This window comes from Streptomyces racemochromogenes (genome assembly GCF_044129415.1).
Lineage (GTDB): Bacteria > Actinomycetota > Actinomycetes > Streptomycetales > Streptomycetaceae > Streptomyces > Streptomyces racemochromogenes_A.
On record NZ_JBBDHD010000057.1, the window covers coordinates 23,127 to 46,201 of the forward strand.

Annotated in this window: 22 protein-coding genes; 5 read left to right on the forward strand and 17 right to left on the reverse strand. The window is 73.3% G+C overall.

Translation table 11 applies throughout. From position 1 onward, the window contains the following. Positions 1-6: 6 nt before the first annotated feature. From WDV06_RS21335 to WDV06_RS21365, 7 genes are all read right to left on the reverse strand, one after another. On the reverse strand, positions 7-1,197 hold the full coding sequence (locus WDV06_RS21335) for an acetylornithine transaminase (RefSeq protein ID WP_395511358.1): 1,191 nt from the start codon (positions 1,195-1,197) through the stop codon (positions 7-9). Next, a complete protein-coding gene (gene argB / locus WDV06_RS21340) occupies positions 1,194-2,114 on the reverse strand; it encodes an acetylglutamate kinase (protein WP_395511359.1) in 921 nt (306 codons plus the stop codon). Before argB ends, WDV06_RS21335 begins: the two co-directional genes overlap by 4 nt. After that, positions 2,111-3,280 (reverse strand): bifunctional glutamate N-acetyltransferase/amino-acid acetyltransferase ArgJ, encoded by a 1,170-nt coding sequence (gene argJ / locus WDV06_RS21345; protein WP_395511360.1) that lies wholly within the window; start codon positions 3,278-3,280, stop codon positions 2,111-2,113. Before argJ ends, argB begins: the two co-directional genes overlap by 4 nt. After that, positions 3,277-4,305 carry an N-acetyl-gamma-glutamyl-phosphate reductase gene (gene argC / locus WDV06_RS21350; protein WP_395511361.1) on the reverse strand — a complete coding sequence of 343 codons (1,029 nt, stop codon included), beginning with the start codon at positions 4,303-4,305 and terminating at the stop codon, positions 3,277-3,279. Before argC ends, argJ begins: the two co-directional genes overlap by 4 nt. A gap of 75 nt (positions 4,306-4,380) precedes the next feature. Beyond that, a complete protein-coding gene (locus tag WDV06_RS21355; RefSeq protein WP_395511362.1) occupies positions 4,381-4,881 on the reverse strand; it encodes a GNAT family N-acetyltransferase in 501 nt (166 codons plus the stop codon). Positions 4,882-4,950: 69 nt separating this feature from the next. Then, positions 4,951-5,703 carry an N-acetyltransferase gene (locus WDV06_RS21360; RefSeq protein WP_395511363.1) on the reverse strand — a complete coding sequence of 251 codons (753 nt, stop codon included), beginning with the start codon at positions 5,701-5,703 and terminating at the stop codon, positions 4,951-4,953. A 65-nt stretch (positions 5,704-5,768) separates the two neighbouring features. Beyond that, on the reverse strand, positions 5,769-7,208 hold the full coding sequence (locus WDV06_RS21365; protein WP_395511364.1) for an aminotransferase-like domain-containing protein: 1,440 nt from the start codon (positions 7,206-7,208) through the stop codon (positions 5,769-5,771). Here WDV06_RS21365 and WDV06_RS21370 point away from each other — a divergent pair. Both WDV06_RS21370 and WDV06_RS21375 read left to right on the forward strand, forming a co-directional pair. Continuing rightward, complete coding sequence (locus WDV06_RS21370; protein WP_395511365.1) at positions 7,207-8,136, forward strand: DMT family transporter; 930 nt, start codon at positions 7,207-7,209, stop codon at positions 8,134-8,136. The two genes, WDV06_RS21365 and WDV06_RS21370, sit on opposite strands and share 2 nt — an antisense overlap. Positions 8,137-8,195: 59 nt before the next feature. Further along, on the forward strand, positions 8,196-8,411 hold the full coding sequence (locus tag WDV06_RS21375; protein ID WP_395511366.1) for a DUF1918 domain-containing protein: 216 nt from the start codon (positions 8,196-8,198) through the stop codon (positions 8,409-8,411). A gap of 48 nt (positions 8,412-8,459) precedes the next feature. Here WDV06_RS21375 and WDV06_RS21380 read toward each other — a convergent pair whose 3' ends face one another. Continuing rightward, positions 8,460-9,731, reverse strand: coding sequence for a glycoside hydrolase family 10-like protein (locus WDV06_RS21380; RefSeq protein WP_395511367.1), 1,272 nt, complete (start codon positions 9,729-9,731; stop codon positions 8,460-8,462). A gap of 154 nt (positions 9,732-9,885) precedes the next feature. Here WDV06_RS21380 and WDV06_RS21385 point away from each other — a divergent pair, with 154 nt between their 5' ends. Next, complete coding sequence (locus tag WDV06_RS21385; RefSeq protein WP_079425195.1) at positions 9,886-10,788, forward strand: 3-hydroxybutyryl-CoA dehydrogenase; 903 nt, start codon at positions 9,886-9,888, stop codon at positions 10,786-10,788. A gap of 79 nt (positions 10,789-10,867) precedes the next feature. After that, positions 10,868-12,211: an acyltransferase family protein gene (locus WDV06_RS21390; RefSeq protein ID WP_395511368.1), complete on the forward strand. Its 1,344-nt coding sequence runs from the start codon at positions 10,868-10,870 to the stop codon at positions 12,209-12,211. Here the strand turns inward: WDV06_RS21390 and WDV06_RS21395 are convergent. The 9 genes from WDV06_RS21395 to infC all read right to left on the reverse strand — a co-directional run bounded on the left by WDV06_RS21395 (position 12,208) and on the right by infC (position 22,205). Then, positions 12,208-12,738: an NUDIX hydrolase gene (locus WDV06_RS21395; protein WP_395511369.1), complete on the reverse strand. Its 531-nt coding sequence runs from the start codon at positions 12,736-12,738 to the stop codon at positions 12,208-12,210. The two genes, WDV06_RS21390 and WDV06_RS21395, sit on opposite strands and share 4 nt — an antisense overlap. 52 nt (positions 12,739-12,790) lie before the next feature. Continuing rightward, a complete protein-coding gene (locus WDV06_RS21400; RefSeq protein WP_395511370.1) occupies positions 12,791-14,128 on the reverse strand; it encodes a transcriptional regulator in 1,338 nt (445 codons plus the stop codon). A 602-nt stretch (positions 14,129-14,730) separates the two neighbouring features. Next, on the reverse strand, positions 14,731-17,259 hold the full coding sequence (gene pheT, locus WDV06_RS21405) for a phenylalanine--tRNA ligase subunit beta (protein WP_395511371.1): 2,529 nt from the start codon (positions 17,257-17,259) through the stop codon (positions 14,731-14,733). Then, positions 17,259-18,386, reverse strand: coding sequence for a phenylalanine--tRNA ligase subunit alpha (pheS, locus tag WDV06_RS21410; RefSeq protein WP_395511372.1), 1,128 nt, complete (start codon positions 18,384-18,386; stop codon positions 17,259-17,261). Before pheS ends, pheT begins: the two co-directional genes overlap by 1 nt. A gap of 168 nt (positions 18,387-18,554) precedes the next feature. Continuing rightward, a complete protein-coding gene (locus tag WDV06_RS21415; RefSeq protein ID WP_395511373.1) occupies positions 18,555-19,676 on the reverse strand; it encodes a sensor histidine kinase in 1,122 nt (373 codons plus the stop codon). 55 nt (positions 19,677-19,731) lie between these two features. Then, positions 19,732-20,589, reverse strand: coding sequence for a TrmH family RNA methyltransferase (locus tag WDV06_RS21420; protein ID WP_395511374.1), 858 nt, complete (start codon positions 20,587-20,589; stop codon positions 19,732-19,734). Between the two features lie 133 nt (positions 20,590-20,722). Then, positions 20,723-21,109 carry a 50S ribosomal protein L20 gene (rplT, locus tag WDV06_RS21425; RefSeq protein ID WP_079425210.1) on the reverse strand — a complete coding sequence of 129 codons (387 nt, stop codon included), beginning with the start codon at positions 21,107-21,109 and terminating at the stop codon, positions 20,723-20,725. 101 nt (positions 21,110-21,210) lie between these two features. Then, complete coding sequence (rpmI, locus tag WDV06_RS21430) at positions 21,211-21,405, reverse strand: 50S ribosomal protein L35 (protein ID WP_030387121.1); 195 nt, start codon at positions 21,403-21,405, stop codon at positions 21,211-21,213. A 101-nt stretch (positions 21,406-21,506) separates the two neighbouring features. Next, positions 21,507-22,205 carry a translation initiation factor IF-3 gene (infC, locus tag WDV06_RS21435; protein ID WP_395511375.1) on the reverse strand — a complete coding sequence of 233 codons (699 nt, stop codon included), beginning with the start codon at positions 22,203-22,205 and terminating at the stop codon, positions 21,507-21,509. A gap of 324 nt (positions 22,206-22,529) precedes the next feature. Between infC and WDV06_RS21440 the strand changes: the two genes are divergently transcribed. After that, positions 22,530-22,895: a DUF1844 domain-containing protein gene (locus WDV06_RS21440; protein WP_395511376.1), complete on the forward strand. Its 366-nt coding sequence runs from the start codon at positions 22,530-22,532 to the stop codon at positions 22,893-22,895. Positions 22,896-23,075: the final 180 nt, after the last annotated feature.

A 23,075-nucleotide genomic window follows, 5' to 3' on the forward strand; every position in this document is an offset into this window, starting at 1 on the left:
GTCGTCTCATTCTCCGGATCGTCCCGCTTCGTCGAGGATGCCGGGAAGTGCCCGGACGAACGCGTCGACCTCGGCCTCGGTGATGACGAACGGGGGCATCAGCCGTACGACGTCGGGGGCGGGCGCGTTGACCAGGAATCCGGCCTGCTGGGCCGCCAACTGCACCTGCGGTGCGAGGGGCTCCGTCAGCACGATACCCAGCAACAGGCCCGAGCCGCGGACGTGGGAGACCAGCCCGTGACCGGAGGCTTCGATTCCGGAGCGCAGCCGCTCGCCGCGGGCCTTGACCCGGTCGAGCAGTCCCTCGGTGGCGATGGTGTCGATCACCGCGAGGCCGGCGGCGCAGGCGACCGGGTTGCCGCCGAAGGTGGTGCCGTGCTGTCCGGGCTGGAGGAGCCCGGCGGTCGGGCCGAAGGCGGCCACGGCGCCGATGGGCAGACCGCCGCCGAGGCCCTTGGCGAGGGTGACGAGATCCGGTTCGACGCCCTCGTGCTGCTGGTACTCGAACCAGGTGCCGCAGCGGCCGATGCCGGTCTGGACCTCGTCGAGGGCGAGCAGGGTCCCGGTGGCCCGGGTGATCTCGCGGGCGGCCGTCAGGTAGCCGGCGGGCGGGACGACCACGCCGTTCTCGCCCTGGACCGGCTCGATGAGGACGAGCGCGGTCTCCTCGGTGACGGCGGCCCGCAGGGCCTCGACGTCACCGTAGGGAACGTGCGTGACCTCGCCGGGCAGCGGCAGGAAGGGGGTCTGCTTCTTCGGCTGGCCGGTGAGCGCGAGGGCGCCCATGGTGCGGCCGTGGAAGCCTCCGTCGGTGGCGACCATGTGGGTCCGGCCGGTGAGCCGACCGATCTTGAAGACGGCCTCGACCGCCTCTGTGCCGGAGTTGCAGAAGAAGACCCGCCCCTCACGGCCGAACAGCTGGAGCAGCCGCTCGCCGAGGGCGATGACCGGCTCGGAGGTGAACAGGTTGGACACGTGGCCGAGGGTCTGGATCTGCGTGGTGACGGCGTCGACGACCGCCGGGTGGGCGTGGCCGAGGGCGTTGACCGCGATCCCGCCGACGTAGTCCGTGTACTGCTTGCCGTCCGCGTCCCAGACCTGCGCGCCCGCGCCGCGCACGAGGGCCACGGCCGGGGTGCCGTAGTTGTCCGTGAGCGCGGCCCGCCAGCGGGCGGCGTACTCCTCGTTGTGCGTCACTGTGCTCCCCCTCGCGGTGTACCCGGTACCGGGTCGGGCAGGACCATCGTGCCGATGCCCTGGTCGGTGAAGATCTCCAGCAGGATCGAGTGCTGGACGCGTCCGTCGAGGACGCGGGCCGTGGGGACACCGCCCCGTACGGCGTGCAGGCAGCCCTCCATCTTGGGGACCATGCCGCTGGACAGCTCGGGCAGCAGCTTCTCCAGCTCGCTGACGGTGAGCCGGCTGATGACCTCGTCGCTGTTGGGCCAGTCCGCGTAGAGGCCCTCGACGTCGGTGAGGACCATCAGCGTCTCGGCGCCGAGGGCGGCCGCCAGGGCGGCGGCGGCGGTGTCGGCGTTGACGTTGTAGACGTGGCCGTCGTCGGCGCTGCGGGCGATCGAGGAGATGACCGGGATCCGGCCGTCCGCGAGGAGCGCCTCGATCGCCCCGGTGTCGATGGAGGTGATCTCCCCGACCCGGCCGATGTCGACGAGCTCGCCCTCGATCTCCGGCTTGTGCTGGGTGGCGGTGATGGTGTGGGCGTCCTCGCCGGTCATGCCGACGGCGAGCGGGCCGTGCTGGTTGAGCAGGCCGACCAGCTCGCGCTGGACCTGCCCGGCCAGCACCATGCGGACGATGTCCATCGCCTCGGGCGTGGTGACGCGCAGACCGGCCTTGAACTCGCTGACCAGGCCCTCCTTGGCGAGCTGGGCCTTGATCTGCGGGCCGCCGCCGTGCACCACGACGGGCTTGAGGCCGGCCTGGCGCAGGAAGACCACGTCCTGGGCGAAGGCCGCCTTCAGGTCCTCGTCGATCATGGCGTTGCCGCCGAACTTGATCACGACGATCTTGCCGTTGTGGCGGGTGAGCCAGGGCAGGGCCTCGATGAGGATCTGTGCCTTGGGCAGCGCGGTGTGCTTCCTCGCGGCGCTCATGACGAGTACGCGCTGTTCTCGTGGACGTACTCGGCCGTCAGGTCGTTGGCCCAGATGACCGCCGACTCGGTGCCGGTCGACAGGTCCGCCGTGATGTGCACCTCGCGCCCCTTCATGGAGACCAGGTCGCGGTCCTCGCCGACCGAGCCGTTCTTGCAGACCCACACGCCGTTGATGGCGACGTTGAGGCGGTCCGGGTCGAAGGCCGCCTTGGTGGTGCCGATCGCGGACAGCACCCGGCCCCAGTTGGGGTCCTCGCCGTGGATGGCGCACTTGAGCAGGTTGTTGCGGGCGATGGACCGGCCCACCTCGACGGCGTCGTCCTCGCTGGCCGCGCCGACGACCTCGATGCGGATGTCCTTGCTGGCGCCCTCGGCGTCGCCGATGAGCTGGCGGGCGAGGTCGTCGCAGACGGCGCGGACGGCGGCGGCGAAGTCCTCGTACGCCGGGACCTGCCCGGAGGCGCCGGAGGCGAGCAGCAGCACCGTGTCGTTGGTGGACATGCAGCCGTCGGAGTCGACCCGGTCGAAGGTGGTGCGGGTGGCGTCGCGCAGCGCCTTGTCCAGGGTGGCGGCGTCCAGGTCGGCGTCGGTGGTGAGGACGACGAGCATGGTGGCCAGGCCCGGGGCGAGCATGCCCGCGCCCTTGGCCATGCCGCCGACGGTCCAGCCGTCCTGGCCGGCCGTGGCCGTCTTGTGCACGGTGTCGGTGGTCTTGATGGCGATGGCCGCGGCCTCGCCGCCGTCGGCGGAGAGGGCCGCCGCGGCCGTCTCGACGCCGGGCAGCAGCTTGTCCATCGGGAGCAGGACGCCGATCAGGCCGGTGGAGGCGACGGCGATCTCGCCGGCGTTGTGCTCCCCGAGACCGTGCGCGTTGAGGGTGGCGGCGACCTTCTCCGCGGTGGCGTGGGTGTCCTGGAAGCCCTTGGGGCCGGTGCAGGCGTTGGCGCCGCCGGAGTTGAGGACGACGGCGCTGACCGTGCCGCCGCGCAGGACCTGCTCGGACCAGCGGACCGGCGCGGCCTTGACGCGGTTGGACGTGAAGACGCCGGCGGCGGCCAGTCGCGGCCCGGCGTTGACCACGAGGGCCAGGTCGGGGTTGCCGTTCTCCTTGATCCCGGCGGCGATGCCCGCCGCCGTGAATCCCTGTGCTGCCGTGACGCTCACGGTGCGACTCCGATCGTGGAAAGTCCCAGTGCCTCGGGGAAGCCGAGGGCGATGTTCATGCTCTGCACCGCGCCGCCGGCGGTGCCCTTGGTCAGGTTGTCGATCGCGCTGATGGCGATGATCCGCTGGGCGGATTCGTCGTAGGCGACCTGGAGGTGGACGGAGTTGGAGCCGTACACCGCCTTCGTGGTCGGCCAGACGCCCTCGGGGAGCAGCTGGACGAAGGTCTCGTCCGCGTACGCCTTCTCGTAGGCGGCGCGCAGCGATTCCGCGGTGGTGCCGGGGCGGGCCTTGGCCGAGCAGGTGGCGAGGATGCCGCGCGCCATGGGCACGAGGTGGGGCGTGAAGGAGACGGAGACCCGCTCCCCGGCGAGGGGGGAGAGGTTCTGCACCATCTCGGGGGTGTGGCGGTGGACGCCGCCGACGCCGTAGGGGCTGACGGTGCCCATGACCTCGGAGCCGAGCAGGTGCGGCTTGAGGGCCTTGCCCGCGCCGGAGGTGCCGGTGGCGGCGACGACCACGGCCTCGGGCTCGGCGAGCCGCGCCTGGTAGGCGGGGTGCAGCGCGAGCGAGACGGCGGTGGGGAAGCAGCCGGGCACGGCGATGCGCCTGGTGCCCGCGAGGGCCGCCCGGGCGCCGGGGAGCTCGGGGAGGCCGTAGGGCCAGGTCCCGGCGTGCGGGGCGCCGTAGAAGCGGTCCCAGTCGGCGGAGTCCTTCAGCCGGTGGTCGGCGCCCATGTCGACGACGAGCACCTCGTCGCCGAGTTCGGCGGCGACGGCGGCGGACTGCCCGTGCGGAAGGGCGAGGAAGACGACGTCGTGGCCCGCGAGGACCTCGGCCGTGGTGGGCTCCAGGGTCCGTCCGGCGAGCGGCACCAGGTGCGGCTGCAGGCCGCCGAGGAGCTGTCCGGCGTTGGAGTGTCCGGTCAGCGCGCCGATCTCGACCTCGGGGTGGGAGAGCAGCAGGCGCAGGACCTCACCGCCCGCGTATCCGCTCGCTCCGGCCACCGCTACACGTACCACCATCGGACCCTCCTCTTCGATGGCATGACTATACGTACCTTTGCAGGGTTATGCAAAGGGTTCCCGGGGGCCGACACCTCAACAGTCCCGCTCGTATTCGACCTGTTCAAGGGGGTGGCCGTCACCGAAGTCACAGGGTCGCGAGGCGCCGCTCGCGACGAACCCGGACTTGGAGTAGAAGCGCCGGGAGCGGGGCGTGTCACGCAGGGTCCACAGGTGCGCGGCGGTGAAGCCGTCGGCGCGCAGCCGCACCAGCGTGCCGGTCATCAGGGCGGCGGCGACGCCGGTGCCCCAGCCGTCGGGGTGCGCGTAGAAGCTGAGGATCTCGGCGGTGCCCGGGGGCCGGGTGTCCGAGGGCCGGTACCAGGACAGGGCCAGCGGGCGGCCGTCGGCCAGGGCCAGCAGGACCGTCCCCGGGCCGTCCGTGACGCGACCGTGCCAGCGGGCGCGCCGGTCGGCGACGCCCGCCGCGGCGAACTCGGGGCTGAAGAAGGGGCCGTACGCGGCCCCCCAGGCGGCTGCGTGGATCTCGCCGAGCGCGTCCCCGTCGACCGCGCCCGCCCCACGAATCTCGATCATGGCGGCAACCTAGCCGGGGCCGCGGATTGATCGCGCACGTTTCCCGGGACCGCCAATCAAACGCCGCGTTCAGCCCGTGAGCGGGTGGCGGACCCAGACGTTGGGCTCCACGTAGACGGCGTAGTCGTGCTCCGGCTCGCAGTGGACGAGGCTCAGCGCGCCGGGGACGCGGACCCGCCCGGGCTCGTCGAAGGGCAGCCCGGTCCACTCGCGCCACTGGGCGAGGGAGCCCGTGACGGTCATCGAGAGCGGGGCGACCGAGTCGATGACGGCCCCGGCCCGGACGTGGACCCGCAGCCACGGGTCGTACGGGAGGCCGTCCTCGCGGGTGCGGTACGCGTACTCGGACATCGGCGTGTGCGGCTCGGCCGGCTTCCCGCTGGGCCGGACCGGTGCCACGACCTCGGTGAACCCGGCGGCCCGGGCGCCCTGGCGCATCGCGGCCAGCATCCGTCCGGACAGGCCCCGCCCCTGGCGGCCGGTGGCGACGGAGATCTCCAGGGCGCTGACGGTGTCGGGCTCGATCCCCCGGCGCCGGTCGGCGAAGGCCCACATCAGGACCCGGTCCCAGCCCTGGGCGGGCAGTACTCCGCCGCGCTCGTCGGAGTGCAGCGCGAAGGGCACGCTGAAGGCCCGGGCCACCACCTCGTCGCCGTCGGTGGCGATGAAGACGTACTCGGGGAACTCGGTGACCAGCCGCGGGTAGAGCAGCCAGGCCACGGCGTCGTGCTGGGCGAAGCGGGGCCAGGAGTCCGCCATGTCCCACAGGCGGGGTGCCAGCTCCGGGCGGCGGGCCAGGGAAGTGATCTCGATCTCGGTCATGGTGGGCAGGCTAGGCAGTGGCCGGCGTCCCGCTCAACGGGGTTTGGCCGCACCCCGCGGACGGCTCAGGGCCGGGGCATCCCGGCGCGCAGCCGCTGGACGGCCTCCACCAGCTCGCCCGGGCCCGAGACCCCGGCGAAGCTCATCCGGACGTACGCGGCCGGCGGCTCGGCGCAGAAGTACGGGCGGCCGGGCGCGACCGCGACCCCGGCGCGCAGGGCCGCCGCGGCGAACTCCGCGTCGCTCCCGCCGCCCGCGGGACGCACCCACAGCTGGTAGCTCCCGCGCGGCAGGTGCGGCACCTCCGCCCCCGGCAGCTCGCGGCGCAGGGCCCCCGCGAGCACGTCGCGGCGGTGGCGCAGCTCGGCGGCGACGGCCCTCAGGTGGCGGGGCCAGGCGGGGGCGCCGACCAGTTCGAGGGCGGCCTCCTGGAGCGGGCGGGGCACGAAGAAGCTGTCCACGACCTGGATGGCGCGCAGCCGGTCCAGGACCGGGCCCCGGGCGGCGAGCGCGCCGACGCGCAGGCTGGGTGAGGTGGCCTTGGTCAGGGAGCGCACGTGGACGACGATCCCGTCGGCGTCCTCGGCGGCCAGGGTCGCGGGCAGGGGGCCCGCGTCCTCGTGGGCGAGGTTGCGGGCGTAGTCGTCCTCGACCACGAAGGCTCCGGCCGCCCGGGCGATCCGCAGCACCTCGGGCCGTCGCTCGGCGGACAGGACCGCTCCCGTCGGGTTCTGGAACAGCGGCTGGCACACGAAGACCCGTGCGCCCGTGGCCTCGAACGCGGCGGCCAGCAGCTCGGGCCGGACCCCGTCGGCGTCCACCGGGACGGGCACCGGGCGGCAGCCCGAGGCGCGGGCGATGGCCAGCAGCCCGGGGTAGGTGGGCGACTCCACCAGCACGGGCGCCCCCGGCGGGGCCAGTGCCCGCAGGGCGGTGGTCAGGGCGCTCTGCCCGCCCGCGGTGATCATCACGTCGGCGGCGCCCAGCGCCCCCACCGCGCCGCCGATCTCCCGGGCGAACCAGTCGCGCAGCTCGGGCAGCCCTTCCAGCGGCGGGCGGCCCCAGGCCCCGGGGCGGCGCCCGGCCCGGGCGAGGGCGGCGGCCATGGCCCGCTCGGGCTGGAGCGAGGGGTGCAGGTAGCCGCCGTTGAGCTCGATGACCCCGGGCGGCGAGGCGGCCAGTGAGATCTGCAGCCCGGAGGCGTCCACGGAGCGCGGCACCACGTCCCCGGCCCCTTCGGCGCTCAGCGCGACCTCCTGCCAGGAGGTGTCGCCGGGGGCGGGTCCGGCGGTACGGGGGTGCGCGCGGTAGGCGCCGGCGCCGGGGCGGGTGACGACGAGCCCCTCGGCGGCGAGCTGCGCGAGGGCCCGGGAGACCGTGACGGGGCTGACGCGGTAGCGCTCGACCAGGGCGCGGCTCGACGGGAGCTTTCCACCCACCGGGTAGCGGTCCAGCTCGGACCGCAGAGATTCCGCCAGTTCCGCCACACTGCTACGCTCATACATGACAGCAAAGAATAGCGCTACTCGCCTGAGCCCGATAGCAGTCCAGGTGGAGGGCCACAGCACGGTCCGGGCAGGGGGCCGCAGCGGTACCGCCCTCGCCCTCCTCGGGGTGGTCGCCTTCTCGCTGACCTTCCCCGCCACCGCCTGGGGCCTGGAGAGCTTCGGCCCGTGGTCCCTCGTGGCCCTGCGCAGCACCCTGGCCGCCCTGGTCGCGGGCGGCTTCCTGCTCGCCGGGCGGGTCCCGCTCCCGGCCCGCGCGCACTGGGCGGGGCTGGCCGTCGTCGCCGGCGGGGTGGTCGTGGGCTTCCCGCTGCTGACCACGCTCGCCCTGCGCACGTCCACCACCTCGCACGCCGCCGTCGTGGTGGGCCTGCTGCCGCTGACCACCGCCGCCCTGTCGGCCCTGCGCACCGGGATCCGGCCCCCGCGCGCCTTCTGGGCGGCGGCCGTCGCCGGAGCCCTGGTGGTCCTCGCGTTCACCCTGGCGCAGAGCGGCGGCGCCCCCTCCGCCGGGGACGCCTACCTGTTCGGGGCCCTGCTGGTCTGCGCGGCCGGCTACACCGAGGGCGGGCGCCTCGCCCGGCTGATGCCGGGCTGGCAGGTGGTCGGCTGGGCCCTGGTGCTGTGCCTGCCGCTCTCCCTGGCCGGCTCCGTGCTCGGGCTCGCGGCCGAGCCGGTGCACCCGACCTGGCACGGAGTGGCCGGCCTGGTGTGGGCGGCGGCCGGCTCGACCTTCCTCGGCCTGTACGTCTGGTACCGCGGCATGGCCGCGATCGGCGCCCCGCGCGCCAGCCAGCTCCAGCTCGCCCAGCCGCTGCTGACCCTGGTCTGGTCGGTGGCGCTGCTGGGCGAGCGGCTGTCCCCGGCGACCCCCCTGGCCGCCGGGGCGGTCCTGGTCTGCATCACCGTGACCCAACGGGTCAAATAGCCCCGGATCGGCCTAAACTACTGGCACCGGACCGGACCTGTTCCGAGGGAGGTCAGCAGATGCGAGCGACCGAGGGCGACCAGCTGGTACAGCACGGCAGGGTGGTGGGCCAGCACGACAGGGTGGGCGAGATCGTCGAGGTGCTGGGCGAGAACGGCGCGCCCCCGTACCGGGTGCACTTCCCGGACGGGCACGACGCCGTCATGTCCCCCGGCCCCGACTGCGTGGTGCGCCACCCGGACAGGGCCGAGGGCGCGGCCACCACCTGGCGCTGATCCGCCTGCCGGACGGACCACCCGCCGGACCTACCGCCTGACACCGCGTCAGCGCGGCGCGGCCACCGCCTGGTAGTGGTCGGCGACGACCCGGGCCATGGCACCGTTGGGGTCCGCGGCCACCTGCTTCGCCGAGAAGTAGACGTGGCCGCGGACCTCCGCGTACTTCTTGGCGAACGTCAGGTGCTTCGACAGCTCCGCCGGATCGCGCCAGGCGGGCGTGGTGCTGTGCGCGTCGCAGCGGTACAGCGCCTCGCCCACGTAGAGGTCCACGCCGGTACCCGCGACGGTCTTCGCCCACCAGGGCACGATCGCCGCGTAGTCGGCCTGCGGATGGCCGATCTGCCAGTAGGCCTGCGGCGCGATGTAGTCGAGCCAGCCCTCGGTGACCCACTTGCGGGTGTCCGCGTACAGGTCGTCGTACGTCTGCACGCCCGCGCGGGTCGGCGAGCCGAGCGGGTCGGTGTCCCGGTTGCGCCACACCGCGAAGGGGCTCACCCCGAACCGCGCCGCCGGGCGGACCTGGCGCAGCCGCCGGCTCATCTCGGAGACCAGGGCGTCGGTGTTGTGGCGGCGCCAGGCGGCGCGGGAGCCGAAGGAGGCCCCGTACTCGGCGTAGGCGTCGTCGTCGTCGAAGTACTCCCCCTCCACCGGGTAGGGGTAGAAGTAGTCGTCCCAGTGGACCCCGTCGACGGGGTAGCGGGAGACGGCGTCGAGCATCGCCTCCTGTACGAAGGCCCGCACCTGCGGCAGCCCCGGGTTGTAGTAGAGCTTGCCGCCGTACGGGACCACCCAGTCGGGGTTGCGGCGGGCCGGGTGCGCGGCCGCGAGCCTGGAGGGGTCGGTGTGGTTGGCCACCCGGTACGGGTTGAACCAGGCGTGCAGCTCCAGCCCGCGCGCGTGCGCCTCGGTGACCGCCGTGCCCAGCGGGTCCCAGCCCGGGTCCTTGCCCTGCGTTCCGGTCAGCCACTGCGACCAGGGCTCGCGGGCGGACGGCCAGAAGGAGTCCGCGGCCGGCCGGACCTGGAGGACCACCGCGTTCAGCCGGCGCCGGACGGCGGTGTCCAGCAGGGATACCAGCCCGGCGCGCTGCTCCCGGGCGGTGAGGCCCGAGGCCGCGGGCCAGTCCACGTTCTGTACGGTCGCGATCCACATCCCCCGGAACTCCCGGACCGCCGCCCCGCCCGCTCCCCCGCCCCCGCCGGCCCCCCGCGGCAGCCGCGCGGGGACGGGCCCCGCCTGCGCCGGGCCCGCGCCCGCCACCGCGGCCACCGCCCCCGCCGCTCCCGCCAGCAGCCCCCGCCGTCCGATGTACGCCATGTGACGACTCCGTTCCGTTCCGTGACAACGCTTCGCGAACGCCCAGCATGCCCGCCCCGCCCCGCCACCGGCGGCAAGGACGGGAGTAACGTCGGGGGGCGTGGCGGGCGCCGGGGTGCAGTTACCACTGCCGAACTACGGGGGACCCGCCCGGATGAGCAGCGAAAGGCACGATGTGACGGACCTCTCTACCCTCCCGACCGACATCACCCGGGTCGGCGTGGTGGGCTGTGGCCAGATGGGCGCGGGCATCGCGGAGGTGTGCGCCCGCAGCGGTCTTGAGGTGAAGGTCGCCGAGACCACCGGGGAGGCCCTGGAGATCGGGCGCACCCGGCTGCACAACTCGCTGACCAAGGCCGCCGAACGCGGCAAGATCAGTGAGGAGGAGCGGGACGCCACCCTGGCCCGCCTGACCTTCACCACCGACCTCGGCGAATTCGCCGACCGCGACCTCGTCATCGAGGCCGTCGTCGAGAACGAGCAGGTCAAGACGGAGATCTTCCAGGTCCTCGACCAGGTGATCACCCGCCCGGACGCGATCCTCGCCTCCAACACCTCCTCGATCCCGCTGGTCAAGCTGGCCGTCGCCACCTCGCGGCCCGACCAGGTCATCGGCATCCACTTCTTCAACCCGGCGCCCGTGCAGCGGCTCGTGGAGCTGATCCCGGCGCTGACGACGGGCGAGGAGACCGTGAAGCGGTCCGAGGCCCTGGTGCGGGACGTGCTCGGCAAGCACGCCGTGCGCGCCCAGGACCGGTCCGGGTTCGTCGTCAACGCGCTCCTCGTGCCGTACCTGCTGTCCGCGATCCGGATGTTCGAGTCCGGCATCGCGAGCCGCGAGGACATCGACAACGGCATGGAGCTGGGTTGCGCCCACCCCATGGGCCCGCTGAAGCTGTCCGACCTGATCGGCCTGGACACCATCGCCTCCATCGCCGACTCGATGTACGCCGAGTACAAGGAGCCGCTGTACGCCGCTCCCCCGCTGCTCCAGCGGATGGTCGACGCGGGCCGGCTGGGCCGCAAGACCGGCTCGGGCTTCTACCCGTACGGCTGAGCGGTCGCGGAGCTCCTGCTCGTGTGAGAAGTGCCTCGGTCGCCCTCGCGGCGGCCGGGGTACGGCTAGGGTCCCCTCCGTGAACAGCCCCAGGACCGCACCGTCGCGGCTCCCGACCGCCGACGTCCCCGTGCCCTCCCCGGCCCCGGATCCGGGCCCTCCGGGCTCTGCTCCGGCCCCGGCCGCCGCCCGGCTGGGCTGGCTCGACGCGTTGCGCGGCCTCGCCGCCCTGGTCGTGGCCCTGCACCATTTCGGCGTGCTGGGGATGCTGCCGTCCGGGCAGAGCGCGGCGCGGAACTTCGACCTCGGCCTGTTCGGGGTGATGCTGTTCTTCATCGTGAGCGGCTACATCATCCCGGCCTCGCTGGAACGCCGCGGGGACGTCCGGGGCTTCTGGATCGGCCGGTTCTTCCGCATCCACCCCGCACTGGTCGTCACCCTGGTGGTCGCGCTCCTGGTGCTGCCGGCGGGCGACGGCGCGGTCCGCCTCCTGCGGACCGGCGACGACGCGGCCTCGCTGCTCGCGAACGGGCTGCTGCTCCAGGACGTGCTCGGGGTCACCAACGGCATGAACGTCACCTGGACGCTCTGCTACGAGATGGTCTTCTACTTCTTCGTCACCGCCCTGTTCACCCGCGGCCTGCACCGGCACAGCGCCCCCATCGCGGCGGGCTGCGCCGCCCTCGCCCTGGCGGTCGGCACGGCCGTCGGCGAGAAGCTCCTGACGCCCGACGCCCACGCGGTACGGCTCCTCCTGGCGGCCGTCGTCCCGGTCGTGCTCGCGGGCTTCGCCGGGGTGCTCAGCGGCCGCCCCGGACCGACCCGCGCGGGCGCGCTGCTGCTCGGCGGGCTGGGCCTGGTGCTGGTCACCCTGAACAGCCGGGCCCCCGGGTACGAGACGTGGACGATCTTCGCGACGATGTTCGCCGGAACGGCGGTGTACCGGGCGCAGCACGCCCGGCGCGGCCGGGTGCCGTCCCTCCTGGCGTGCGGCTTCGTGGTCGCCGCGGGCGTGCTGGTCGGCCCGCTGTACAACCGGAACGGTTTCGAGGACCACACCTGGACCCCGGGCTGGCTGTCCTGGTCGGCCGCCTACCTGGCCGCCTGGGCCGTGTTCGGGCTCGGTTTCCTGCTCCGGCGGCGGCGCTTCCCCCGGGTGCTCACCTGGCTCGGCGCGATCAGCTTCTCCCTGTACCTCGTCCACCTGCCGCTGAAGCACCTGCTCGGCCCCCTGGTGGGCGTGCCGCCGCTGCCGTCCTCGGTGCCCGGCAGGATCGCGTGGACCGCCCTGTACCTGGCGGCGGTGCTGGTCGTCAGCCACCTGCTGTACCGGCTGGTCGAGATACCGGTGCAGAACCTGGGCCGGCGGGCCCAGCGGGCGGCGGCCCGGCGCCGGCCGGCCGCCGCGCGCGAGCGGGGCTAGCCCAGCCTGAGGTGGTGCAGCAGCAGGAGGCCGGCCGCCATGTTCGCGGCCGGGACCTCCCCGCGCCCGATCATGTCCGGGACGAGCTTGAGCGGCACCCACGCGCGGCGCGAGGACTCGAACCCGTCCTCCGGTTCGCCGATGCGGGTGGCCCCCTCCGCCCAGTAGAGGTGGTGGCGGGCATCGGTCAGCCCGTTGGAGGGCTCGACGGTCATCAGGTGGTGGAGCGGGCCGGGCCGCCAGCCCGATTCCTCCTCCATCTCCCGTGCGGCCGCCGCCTCGACGGACTCCCCGTCCTCGACCACCCCCGCGGGCAGCTCCCAGCCCCAGCTGTCGGTGATGAACCGGTGCCGCCACAGCAGCAGCACCTCGTCCGCCTCGTTGACGGCCGTGGCCACGGCCACCGGCCGCAGCCGGATGACGAAGTGGTCCAGGTGCCGGCCGTCGGGGAGTTCCACGTCCGCCAGGTTCACGTTGAACCAGCGGTTCTTGTACACGGTCTGTTCGCTCAGATTCGTCCACTGCACGGTCTTGCCGCCTTCCGGTTCGTAGGTGGCAACATGGCAGCAGCTCCAACGGTCACAGGGGAACGCGCAGCGCCCCGTCGATGAGGTCGGCGGTCTCCTGCGCCCCGGCGCACCCGCTGTCCAGCAGGGCCTCGCGGACCGCCCGCAGCCGGTCCCTCAGGCGCAGCGACTCCATCCCCTTGGCCCGTTCGGCCATTTCGGCCGCCGAGGCCACCGCCCGGTCCGCCTCGCCCTGGCGCAGCTGGATCTCGCACAGCATGGCCAGCCGGTGCACCCGTCCCCGGTCGTGCGCGGGGGTGCCGACGGCCTCGGCCGCCTGCTCGTGCGCGGCGTCCAGGTCCCCCAGGCTGAGCAGCGCCTCCGCCACCTGTACGTTGACCAGCCCCGGCTGGACGTAGCCCGTCTCGGCGGGCTCGGTGCCGGGCCGGATCCGCTCCGCGGCCACCTCGGCGCGCCGGATGCAGGTCAGCGCCGCAGCGGTGTCCCCGAGTTGGGCGTAGGCCTTGGCCTGCATCGCGTACAGGTCGGCGGCCAGCGCGGGGGTGGTCTGCCGGCCCGCGGCCCGCAGCGCGGCCTCGGCGAAGGCCACGGCCTGGCGGAAGTCCCGCAGGTGCAGGGACTGGTTGACCAGCAGGGCGATCACGTATGCGCCGAGCCCCCGGTCCCCGCTGGCCTTGGCGAGGCGCAGGGCCTGGTGGAAGTAGCGCTGGGCGAGTCCGTGCGCGTCGGAGTCGTACGCGCAGATGCCCGCGACCGCCACCAGGGACCCGGTGGCGCGGTGCAGTTGCCGGCCCACGTCGTCGGGGTAGCCGCCGCGGAGCATCGGGGCGGTCTCGCTGCCGAGGAAGCGGACGATCCGGGCGCGGGTGGCCATGCCTCCGGCCCGGCGGTACATCAGCTCGTAGTGGGCGCGGGCGGCCCGCAGGATCTCGATGTGCTCGGGGCCGATCCGGTGCGTGCCCGAACGGGACACGTCCGCGTCCTCCGGCGGGTTCTCCCACTCCCACACCGGGATGACGGCGGGGGTGCCGGTGAGGGCCTGCGCGGTGAGCTGCGCGGGCCGGCCCAGCTCGTCGGAGCGCCAGAGGGCGGTGGCCCGGTCCACGAAGCCGCTGAGCCGGGCGGAGTGCGGAGTCTGCTGGCCGGGGATGCCGAGCCCGATGTCGTCGAGGCCGACCGGGCGGTGCAGGCGTCCGCCCAGCACCTCGCAGATGAGGTCGGGCACCTGGCCGCGGGGGCGCTGCCCCTTCAACCAGCGGGAGACCGCGGTGTGTTCGTAGCGCAGCGCGAGTCCGCGGGACCGCCCCGCCTGGTTGACGTGCGCGGCGAGTCCGGCGTGGGACATGCCCGCCTCGGCGAGGAGGGCGTCGAGCAGGGCGTTGGGCTGCATGGGCCCCTCCAAGGGCTCGTCCGCTTCAGGCTAGTGGCTGCGGGGGGCGAGCGGGGGGCGGTACACCCAATTCACACGGGGTGTGAAACAAGAACGCGCATAAATGCGATACGCACCCTGCCGCGAAGGGGCCGCGCCGCGCTTCACTTAAGGGCCTCGCCAAGGAGGCCGCCCGGTCGTCGGCTCCCCCTCGTACAGTGCGACGACCCGGCACCGCGCCGCCCGCCTTGCTGTCTGCCCGACACTCCATGGCAGGCGGGCGGCGCACCACGGCTCCGCGGGGGCCGCCCGGTTGGTCGCCGGGCCCCCCGCCCGAGCCGGGCCGGTTCCGCACCGGGTCCGTCCACCGGCCCGGTGCGGGGCGGCAGCGCAGCCGGTCGAGCCGGAGCCGTCCGGGCCGTTCCACTCCCCCCGGCCCGGGTGGGCCCGGCCCTTCCGGTCGTGGCGCCCGCGAACCAGCCGCGCGGGCGTGAGCGTCGCCCGCCGCGCGAGGTGGTTCGCCACGGGCAAGAAGCGGCCGTGGCGGTCGCGGGCGACGACATGCCCGAGGGGCCCGTCCGGTGGTCCGGACGGGCCCCTCAGCGGGTCCTGCTCACGGCGGGTCAGGCGCCGCGCAGCACCGCCCCGGTCCGCTCGCCGGCGAGGGCCACCGCCGCGTCGCGCGCGGCCGTGGACTCCTCGGCGGTCAGGGTGCGGTCGGGCGCGCGGAAGCGCAGCGCGTACGCGAGGGACTTCTTGCCCTCGCCGACCTGCTCACCGGTGAACACGTCGAACAGCCGCAGCGATTCGAGGAGTGCACCGGCGCCCTCGCGCAGCGCGGCCTCGACGGCCGCGGCCGGGACAGACGCGTCGACGATCAGCGCGACGTCCTGGGTCGCCACCGGGAAGGTGGAGATCCGGGGCGCCTGGAGGGCCTCGCCGCCGGCCGCCGCGAGGCGGTCGAGGTCGAGCTCCATGGCGCTGGTGCGCGCCGGCAGGCCGAGGGCCTTGACCACGCGCGGGTGCAGCTCACCGGCGTGGCCGATGACCGTCTCCGCGCCGTCGAGGGTGACGACCAGCTCGGCGCAGCGGCCGGGGTGCCACGGACCGTACTGGCCCTGGCGGACGACCAGCTCGGCACCGGCCTCGGCGGCCAGCGAACGGGCGGCCTGGACCGCGTCGGCCCAGTCGGCCGGACGGCCCTTGCCCCACCAGCCGGCCTGCTCGCGGGCGCCGGCCAGCACGACCGCGGCGTACCGCGGCTGCGCGGGCAGGGCCGCGTCCAGGGTGGCGATCTCCTCGTCCGTGGGACGGCGGTCGACGGGCAGGCGTACGGCGGCACCCGGCTGCTCGCCGGCGCGGAAGACCGAGCCCGTCTCGAACAGCGCGAGGTCGTGGCTGCCGCGGCTGTCGTTGCGGCGCAGCGCGCCGAGCAGACCCGGCAGCAGCGTGGTGCGCAGCGCCGGCTCCTCGTCGGAGAGCGGGTTGACGAGCTTGACGACCCGGCGGCTCGGGTCGTCCGCGGCCAGCTGGAGCTGGTCGAAGACGCCCTCGCCGATGAACGGGTAGCTGAGCGCCTCGACGTAGCCGGCGCCGGCCAGGGCGCGGCCGACGCGGCGGTGCAGCCGCTGGCGCGGGGTCAGGCCGCGGCCGGAGGGCACCTGCGGGAGGGTGGACGGGAGGTTCCCGTAGCCCTCCAGGCGGATGACCTCCTCGGCGAGGTCGTTGGGCGCGGCGAGGTCGGGCCGCCACGAGGGGACGGTGACGACGAGCTCGTCCTGGCCGTAGACGTCGCAGCCGATCTCCTGGAGGCGGCGCACGACGGTCTCGCGGCCGTACTCCATGCCCGCGACCCGGTCCGGGTGGTCGGCGCGCATCGCGATGGTGCGCGGGGCACCCGGGGCGATGAGCTCGGTGACCCCGGCCTCGGCGGTGCCGCCGGCGAGCAGCACGAGGAGGTCGACGGTGCGCTGCGCGGCCGCGGCCGCGGCCAGCGGGTCCACGCCGCGCTCGAAGCGCTTGGAGGCCTCGGAGGACAGCTTCAGGCGGCGGGCGGTGCGCGAGATCGACACCGAGTCGAAGTGCGCGGCCTCGATCACCACGTCCGTCGTACCGGTGACCGCACCGGTCTCCGGGTCGGTGACGGAGTCGGCGATCTCGGTGTTGGCGCCGCCCATGACACCGGCGAGCCCGATCGGGCCGCTGTTGTCGGTGATCACCAGGTCCTCGGCGTCGAGGGTCCGCTTGACCCCGTCGAGGGTGGTGAACTTCTCGCCCTGCTCGGCACGGCGGACGCCGATCTCGCCGTCCAGGCGGGAGCGGTCGTAGGCGTGCAGCGGCTGGCCCAGTTCGAGCATCACGTAGTTGGTGATGTCGACCGCGAGCGAGATCGGGCGCATGCCGGCCTTCTGGAGGCGGCGGGTGAGCCAGATCGGGGAGCGGGCCTCGGGGTCGAGGCCGGTCACCGTGCGGGCGGTGAAGCGGTCGCAGCCCTGCGGGTCGGAGATCTTCACCGCGTAGCCGTAGGAGTTCGGCGCGGGCACGTCGAGCAGCGCCGGGTCGCGCAGCGGCAGGCCGTAGGCGGTGGCGGCCTCGCGGGCCACGCCGCGCATCGACATGCAGTAGCCGCGGTCCGGGGTGATGTCGATGTCGAGGACCTCGTCGACGAGCTGGAGCAGCTCGATCGCGTCGGTGCCGGGCTCGTACTCCGGCGGCAGCACGATGATGCCGTGCGTGCCGTCGTCGCCCATGCCGAGCTCCTCGCCGGAGCAGATCATGCCGTGGGAGGTCTTGCCGTACGTCTTGCGCGAGGCGATCGCGAAGTCGCCGGGCAGGACGGCGCCGGGCAGGACCACGACGACCTTGTCGCCGACGGCGAAGTTCCGGGCACCGCAGACGATCTCCTGCGGTTCGCCGGTGCCGTTGGCCTGGCCGACGTCGACCGTGCAGAAGCGGATGGGCTTGCGGAAGCCCTCCAGCTCCTCGATGGTCAGCACCTGGCCGACGACGAGGGGGCCCTTGAGGCCGGCGCCGAGCTGCTCGACGGTCTCGACCTCAAGGCCGGCGTCGACCAGCTTGGCGGCCACGTCGCGGCCGGTCTCGCCCGCGGGGAGGTCGACGTACTCCCGCAGCCAGGAAAGCGGGACGCGCATCAGATCTCACTCCCGAACGGCCGGGTGAAGCGCACGTCACCCTCGACCATGTCTCGCATGTCTTCAACGTTGTGGCGGAACATCAGCATCCGCTCGATGCCGAACCCGAAGGCGAATCCGCTGTACTTCTCGGGGTCCACACCGCAGGCGACGAGCACCTTCGGGTTGACCATGCCGCAGCCGCCGAGCTCGATCCAGCCCTCGCTGGAGCAGGTACGGCAGGGGCGGTCGGGGTTGCCCACCGACGCGCCGCGGCAGACGTAGCACTGCATGTCCATCTCGGCGGACGGCTCGGTGAAGGGGAAGAAGTGCGGGCGCAGGCGCGTGGTGGTCTGCTCCCCGAAGAGCTCCTGGACCATGTGGTCGATGGTGCCCTTGAGGTCGGCCATGGTCAGGCCCTCGTCGACGGCGAGGAGCTCGACCTGGTGGAAGACCGGGGTGTGCGTCGCGTCGAGCTCGTCGGTGCGGTACACGCGGCCCGGGCAGACGATGTAGACGGGGGGCTTGCGCTCCAGCAGCGAGCGCGCCTGCACCGGGGAGGTGTGGGTGCGCAGCACGACGCCGGACTCGTCGCCCGTGGTGCCCTCGGGGCCCTGGACGAAGAAGGTGTCCTGCATCTGGCGGGCCGGGTGGTCGGGCGTGAAGTTGAGGGCGTCGAAGTTGAACCACTCCGCCTCGACCTCCGGGCCTTCCGCGACCTCGTAGCCCATGCCGACGAAGATGTCCGCGATGCGGTCCATCAGCGTGGTCAGCGGGTGGCGGGCGCCGGCGGGCACGCGGTCGTAGGGCAGCGTGACGTCCACCGCCTCCTCGACCAGCACCCGCTCGTCGCGCTCCGCCTCCAGGGCCACCGTGCGGGCCCCGAAGGCCTTGTTCACGGCGCCGCGGGCCTGGCCGACGCGCTTGCCCGCCTCGGCCTTGGCCTGGGGCGGCAGGGCGCCGATCTCGCGGTTGGCGAGCGCGAGGGGCGAGCGGTCGCCCATGTGCGCGGTCTTCGCCTCGCGGAGCTCGTCGAGGTCGCCGGCGGACGCGAAGGCGGCGAGCGCCTCGTCCCGCATGCGCTCGATCTCTTCCGGTTTCAGTGCCTCGACCTCGACAGGGTCGTACGACTTGTTCGGTGCCGACATCTCTTCCCGTACTTCCGATGGCTGGCTGGTGGGTCCCCGCACGACGCGCACGACTCGATCGGCTGATCGGTGTGATCGGCACAAGGACACAAAGGTGCCAAAGGACGAGTCTAAGGGCCGCCGGGGGTGAGGAAGCCCGTGGGCCGCCTGGCGAGACTCTCCGCAGGGTTACTGGGTGAGGTAGGCCGGCGCGCTCACGGGCAGCATAAATCGGAACTCCGCGCCGCCGCCGGGTCCGCGCCCGACGGTGATGCTGCCGCCGTGGGCCTCGACGATGCCCTTGACGATGTACAGGCCCAGGCCGGTGCCGCCGCGCTTGCTCCCCCGCCAGAAACGGGTGAAGACGCGGCCCATCGACTCCTCGGGGATCCCGGGGCCTTCATCGGTCACGGTGACGGCTGTTCCCTTCTCGTGCGGCGCTACGTCGATGGTGACCGTTCCGTCGCCGTGCCGCACCGCATTTTCGAGGAGGTTGCCCAGGATCTGGTCGATCTTGTCCGGGTCGGCCCACAGGTCGGGCAGGGGGCGGCTGACGCGGACGAGGAACCGCTCGGGGGCCTGCCCGTTCGCGGTGAGGGCCTGGACGTGCCGGCCGACGGCCGCGGCGATGTCCACCGGCTGCCGGCGCACCTCCAGGCGGCCGGAGTCGATGCGGGAGATGTCGAGGAGCTCGGCGATCAGGCGGGTGACCCGGTTGGCGTCGGCGTCGACGGTCTCCAGCATCAGCCGCTTCTGGTCGTCGGTGAACCGTTCCCACTTGGCGAGCAGGGTCGCCGTGAAGCCCTTGACGGAGGTCAGCGGGGAGCGCAGCTCGTGGGCGACGGTGGCGATCAGCTCCGCGTGGCTGCGCTCGGTGCGACGGCGGGCCTCGGTACCGCGGAGGGTGACCACGAGGCGGCTGAGCGGGCCGGTGGGGTGGGTGCGCACGTACCGGGCGGAGACCAGCACCTCGCGGCCGCCGGGGAGCAGCAGGTTCCGCTCGGGCTGGCCGCGCCGGGTGGCGAGCCCCCCGTACGGGTCGGTCAGCGCCCACCAGCGGCGGCCTTCGAGGTCCTCCAGCGGGAGGGCGCTGTCGATGCGGGCGCCGAGGGCCCGGCCGGCCTCGATGGCGGTGATCCGGGAGGCGGCCCGGTTGAAGCAGACGACCCGGCCGGCGTGGTCGGCGACGACGAGCCCGTCCGGCAGCTCGTCGGGGTCGACGGCGAAGGCCCCGTGGGGGTCCCGGAGCCGCACTGCGGCCGGCGCCGCGGCCTGCGCGGTCACCGGCGAGCTGTTCGTGCCGACGGTCATGTCCCCGTACCCCACATCTCCGGGTAGCTCAGTGGGCCCCCGGACGGTCACATTACTAGCTGGGGGTCACGGAACGGCACCCTCCGGACGCCCGCTGTGCACGGGCGGACGCGTAGAGGCACACGGCGGCGGCGGTCGCGAGGTTCAGGCTCTCCGCCTTGCCGTGGATCGGGACCCGTACGACGGCGTCCGCGAGGGCCCGGGTCTCCTCGGGCAGGCCCCACGCCTCGTTCCCGAAGACCCACGCCGAGGGACCGCCCATGGTGCCGGCGTCGAGCTCGGCGTCGAGGTCGTCGTGGCCGGCCCCGTCGGCCGCGAGGATCCGTACGCCCGCAGCCCGCAGCCCCGCCACGGCCTGCTCGACGGGGACGCCGACGGCCACCGGGAGGTGGAAGAGGGAGCCCACGGAGGCGCGGACGGACTTGGGGTTGTAGAGGTCCACGGAGGCGTCGGTCAGCACCACGGCGTCGGCGCCGGCGGCGTCCGCGCAGCGCAGGACGGTGCCGGCGTTCCCGGGGTCGCGGACGTGGGCGAGGACGGCGACCAGCTTGGGCCCGGCCTCCAGGATCTCCTCGAAGGGGGAGTCCAGGAAGTGGCAGACGCCGACGAGCCCCTGCGGGGTGACGGTCTGGGAGACCTCGGCGAGGACCTCGTCGGAGGCGTAGTGCACGCGCGCCCCGCCCAGCAGGGCGGCCTCGACGATGTCGGCGTAGCGCTCGGCGGCCTCGACGGTGGCGAACAGCTCGATCAGGGTCGCGCCCTGGGACCCGCGGTGCTCGGCCGCCTCACGGACGGCCTGGGGGCCTTCGGCGAGGAACCGGCGCTCCTTGGTGCGGAAGTTGCGCCGCGCCAGCCGCCGGGCGGCGGCCACCCGCGGGGATCGGGGGGAGATCAGCTCGGCGGGGGTGGGCATGGTCTCAGGGTTCTCTCTCGGGGGGTCCGGTGCGCGGCTGGGGCCGCGCGGGGCGGGGCGAACGCACACGGACCCGCAGGCGAACGCCTGCGGGTCCGTGGGTGCCGGCCTCGGTCATCGGGCCGGCGAGGCCTTACGCAGCGGCCTTGGGCGCGTTCACGTCGGCCGGGAGGGCCTTCTGCGCGACCTCGACGAGCGCGGCGAACGCGTTGGCGTCGTTGACGGCCAGCTCGGCCAGCATCTTGCGGTCCACCTCGATGTTGGCGGCCTTCAGACCCTGGATGAGGCGGTTGTACGTCATGCCGTTCTGGCGGGCAGCGGCGTTGATGCGCTGGATCCACAGCTGACGGAAGTCGCCCTTGCGCTTCTTGCGGTCGTTGAAGTTGTAGACCAGCGAGTGGGTGACCTGCTCCTTGGCCTTGCGGTACAGGCGCGAACGCTGACCGCGGTAGCCGGAGGCCGCTTCGAGGATCGCCCGGCGCTTCTTGTGGGCGTTTACTGCCCGCTTGACGCGTGCCACTTTTTAACTCCTTGTAGCGGGGCCGTGGTTGTCTTCACACGGCCCGAATTCGATGGGGTCCCGGTCTCGACGTCCCGCCCCCGCAGGGAGGCGGAGGGACGTCACTTGCCGAGAAGCTTCTTGATCTTCGCGGCGTCGCCGGGGGCCATCTCCGCGGTGCCGGTCAGGCGGCGGGTGACACGGGACGACTTGTGCTCAAGCAGGTGGCGCTTGCCGGCGCGCTCACGGAGCACCTTGCCGGAGCCGGTGATCTTGAAGCGCTTCTTGGAACCGCTGTGCGTCTTGTTCTTCGGCATAGCGCCGTTATCTCCTCGTCGGTGGCGCTCCCGCCGGTCCTCGCGGACCGGTTGCCGGGAGCGTCATGTTGTGTGGGTGATCCGAGACGGCTGCCTCGGAATCAGGCCTCGGCGTTCGCCTCGGCAGAGCCGTCGGCGTCGGCGGCGACCTCGGTGGACTCCACCTCGGCGGCCTCGGCCGGAGCGGCCTCGGCGGCGGCACCACCCTGGCGCTCGGCCTTGCGGGCGGCCTGCGCCTCACGGGCTTCGGCCATCGCCTCGGTCTTCTTCTTGTGCGGACCGAGAACCATGATCATGTTCCGGCCGTCCTGCTTCGGGTTCGACTCGATGAAGCCGAGGTCCTGGACGTCCTCCGCGAGACGCTGCAGCAGTCGGTAGCCGAGCTCCGGCCGGGACTGCTCGCGACCACGGAACATGATCGTGATCTTGACCTTGTCGCCCTGCTTGAGGAACCGAACGACGTGACCCTTCTTGGTGTCGTAGTCGTGCGGGTCGATCTTCGGCCGGAGCTTCATCTCCTTGATGACCGTGTGCGCCTGGTTCTTGCGCGCCTCACGGGCCTTCATGGCCGACTCGTACTTGAACTTGCCGTAGTCCATGAGCTTGCAGACCGGCGGGCGAGCGGAGGCCGCGACCTCGACCAGGTCCAGGTCGTACTCCTGCGCGAGCTCAAGCGCCTTCGCAAGCGGAACAATGCCCACCTGTTCGCCGCTGGGACCGACGAGTCGCACCTCAGGGACGCGAATCCGATCGTTGATGCGGGGCTCGGTGCTGATGGATCCTCCTCGGTAGCACCACACGGCTGCCTGGCAGACAACCGCTGACGTCTTTTGTCGTCAGACCTCACCGCGGCGGAGAATGAAAAATGCCCCGCCGGGCACAGGCAGGGGCTCCAAAACAACCGGAGCACCGCCGCGTGCAATCCGCGGGGCGCGACTCGGCGGCCTTCCATCGTCCGTACGGAACGATGGATACCGCCTGACCGGATGACCCGCCGCCCCGGAGGGTGGTCGGGTGGGAGATCGGAGCCTCCACTTGTGGGCCGGGCACACAGGTGTCCGGCCGGTCGAGATACATAGTACCCCACGCATGGCAAGCCCGCCGCACGACCTATCGTGGACCGCATGACTGACGCGACGCCCTCCGATTCCACCCTTCCCGACTACGACGAGATGACCCGCGACATCGCGGACGTCCCGGCCGTCGAGGTCATCACCACGGTGGCCGTCCACCTGCTGAGCGCCGCGGCGGTCAACCTGGGCCTGGACAAGCCCGACTCCGAGCACAAGGACCTCGACGAGGCCCGCAAGCTGATCAACGCCCTGGCCGGCCTGGTCACGGCCAGCGCCACCGAGATCAGCTCCTTCCACGCGGCGCCGCTGCGCGACGGCCTGAAGTCGCTCCAGCTGGCCTTCCGCGAGGCCTCGCTCGTCCCGGACGAGCCGGGCCAGGGCCCGGGCGAGAAGTTCACGGGCCCCGTGTACGCCTGAGCCCGACCCCTCCCGTTCCGTTTCCCACGCCGAAGGGCCGTCCGCGCGATCGCCCCGCCCGCCCGTGGGGGGGGGGTTGTTTTGGCTGGTGTCTGTGGGACCGCAGGGGGGGGGGGCCGCCGGGAGCGGACCACCACCAGGTCTGGCTGGAGAGCGCGTACATGGAAGGCACCATAGCCC

What these genes read in the sequence shown, in the direction of transcription:
- WDV06_RS21375 (WP_395511366.1), top strand. Translation starts at nt 8,196, where the DNA reads ATGCGAGCGACCGAGGGCGACCAGCTGGTACAGCACGGCAGGGTGGTG.
- pheS (WP_395511372.1), bottom strand. Translation starts at nt 18,386, where the DNA reads ATGTCGGCACCGAACAAGTCGTACGACCCTGTCGAGGTCGAGGCACTG.
- WDV06_RS21355 (WP_395511362.1), bottom strand. Translation starts at nt 4,881, where the DNA reads ATGATCGAGATTCGTGGGGCGGGCGCGGTCGACGGGGACGCGCTCGGC.
- WDV06_RS21440 (WP_395511376.1), top strand. Translation starts at nt 22,530, where the DNA reads ATGACTGACGCGACGCCCTCCGATTCCACCCTTCCCGACTACGACGAG.
- WDV06_RS21365 (WP_395511364.1), bottom strand. Translation starts at nt 7,208, where the DNA reads ATGTATGAGCGTAGCAGTGTGGCGGAACTGGCGGAATCTCTGCGGTCC.
- WDV06_RS21385 (WP_079425195.1), top strand. Translation starts at nt 9,886, where the DNA reads ATGAGCAGCGAAAGGCACGATGTGACGGACCTCTCTACCCTCCCGACC.
- pheT (WP_395511371.1), bottom strand. Translation starts at nt 17,259, where the DNA reads ATGCGCGTCCCGCTTTCCTGGCTGCGGGAGTACGTCGACCTCCCCGCG.
- WDV06_RS21360 (WP_395511363.1), bottom strand. Translation starts at nt 5,703, where the DNA reads ATGACCGAGATCGAGATCACTTCCCTGGCCCGCCGCCCGGAGCTGGCA.
- rpmI (WP_030387121.1), bottom strand. Translation starts at nt 21,405, where the DNA reads ATGCCGAAGAACAAGACGCACAGCGGTTCCAAGAAGCGCTTCAAGATC.
- argB (WP_395511359.1), bottom strand. Translation starts at nt 2,114, where the DNA reads ATGAGCGCCGCGAGGAAGCACACCGCGCTGCCCAAGGCACAGATCCTC.
- WDV06_RS21380 (WP_395511367.1), bottom strand. Translation starts at nt 9,731, where the DNA reads ATGGCGTACATCGGACGGCGGGGGCTGCTGGCGGGAGCGGCGGGGGCG.
- argC (WP_395511361.1), bottom strand. Translation starts at nt 4,305, where the DNA reads ATGGTGGTACGTGTAGCGGTGGCCGGAGCGAGCGGATACGCGGGCGGT.
- WDV06_RS21370 (WP_395511365.1), top strand. Translation starts at nt 7,207, where the DNA reads ATGACAGCAAAGAATAGCGCTACTCGCCTGAGCCCGATAGCAGTCCAG.
- WDV06_RS21400 (WP_395511370.1), bottom strand. Translation starts at nt 14,128, where the DNA reads ATGCAGCCCAACGCCCTGCTCGACGCCCTCCTCGCCGAGGCGGGCATG.
- WDV06_RS21415 (WP_395511373.1), bottom strand. Translation starts at nt 19,676, where the DNA reads ATGACCGTCGGCACGAACAGCTCGCCGGTGACCGCGCAGGCCGCGGCG.
- WDV06_RS21420 (WP_395511374.1), bottom strand. Translation starts at nt 20,589, where the DNA reads ATGCCCACCCCCGCCGAGCTGATCTCCCCCCGATCCCCGCGGGTGGCC.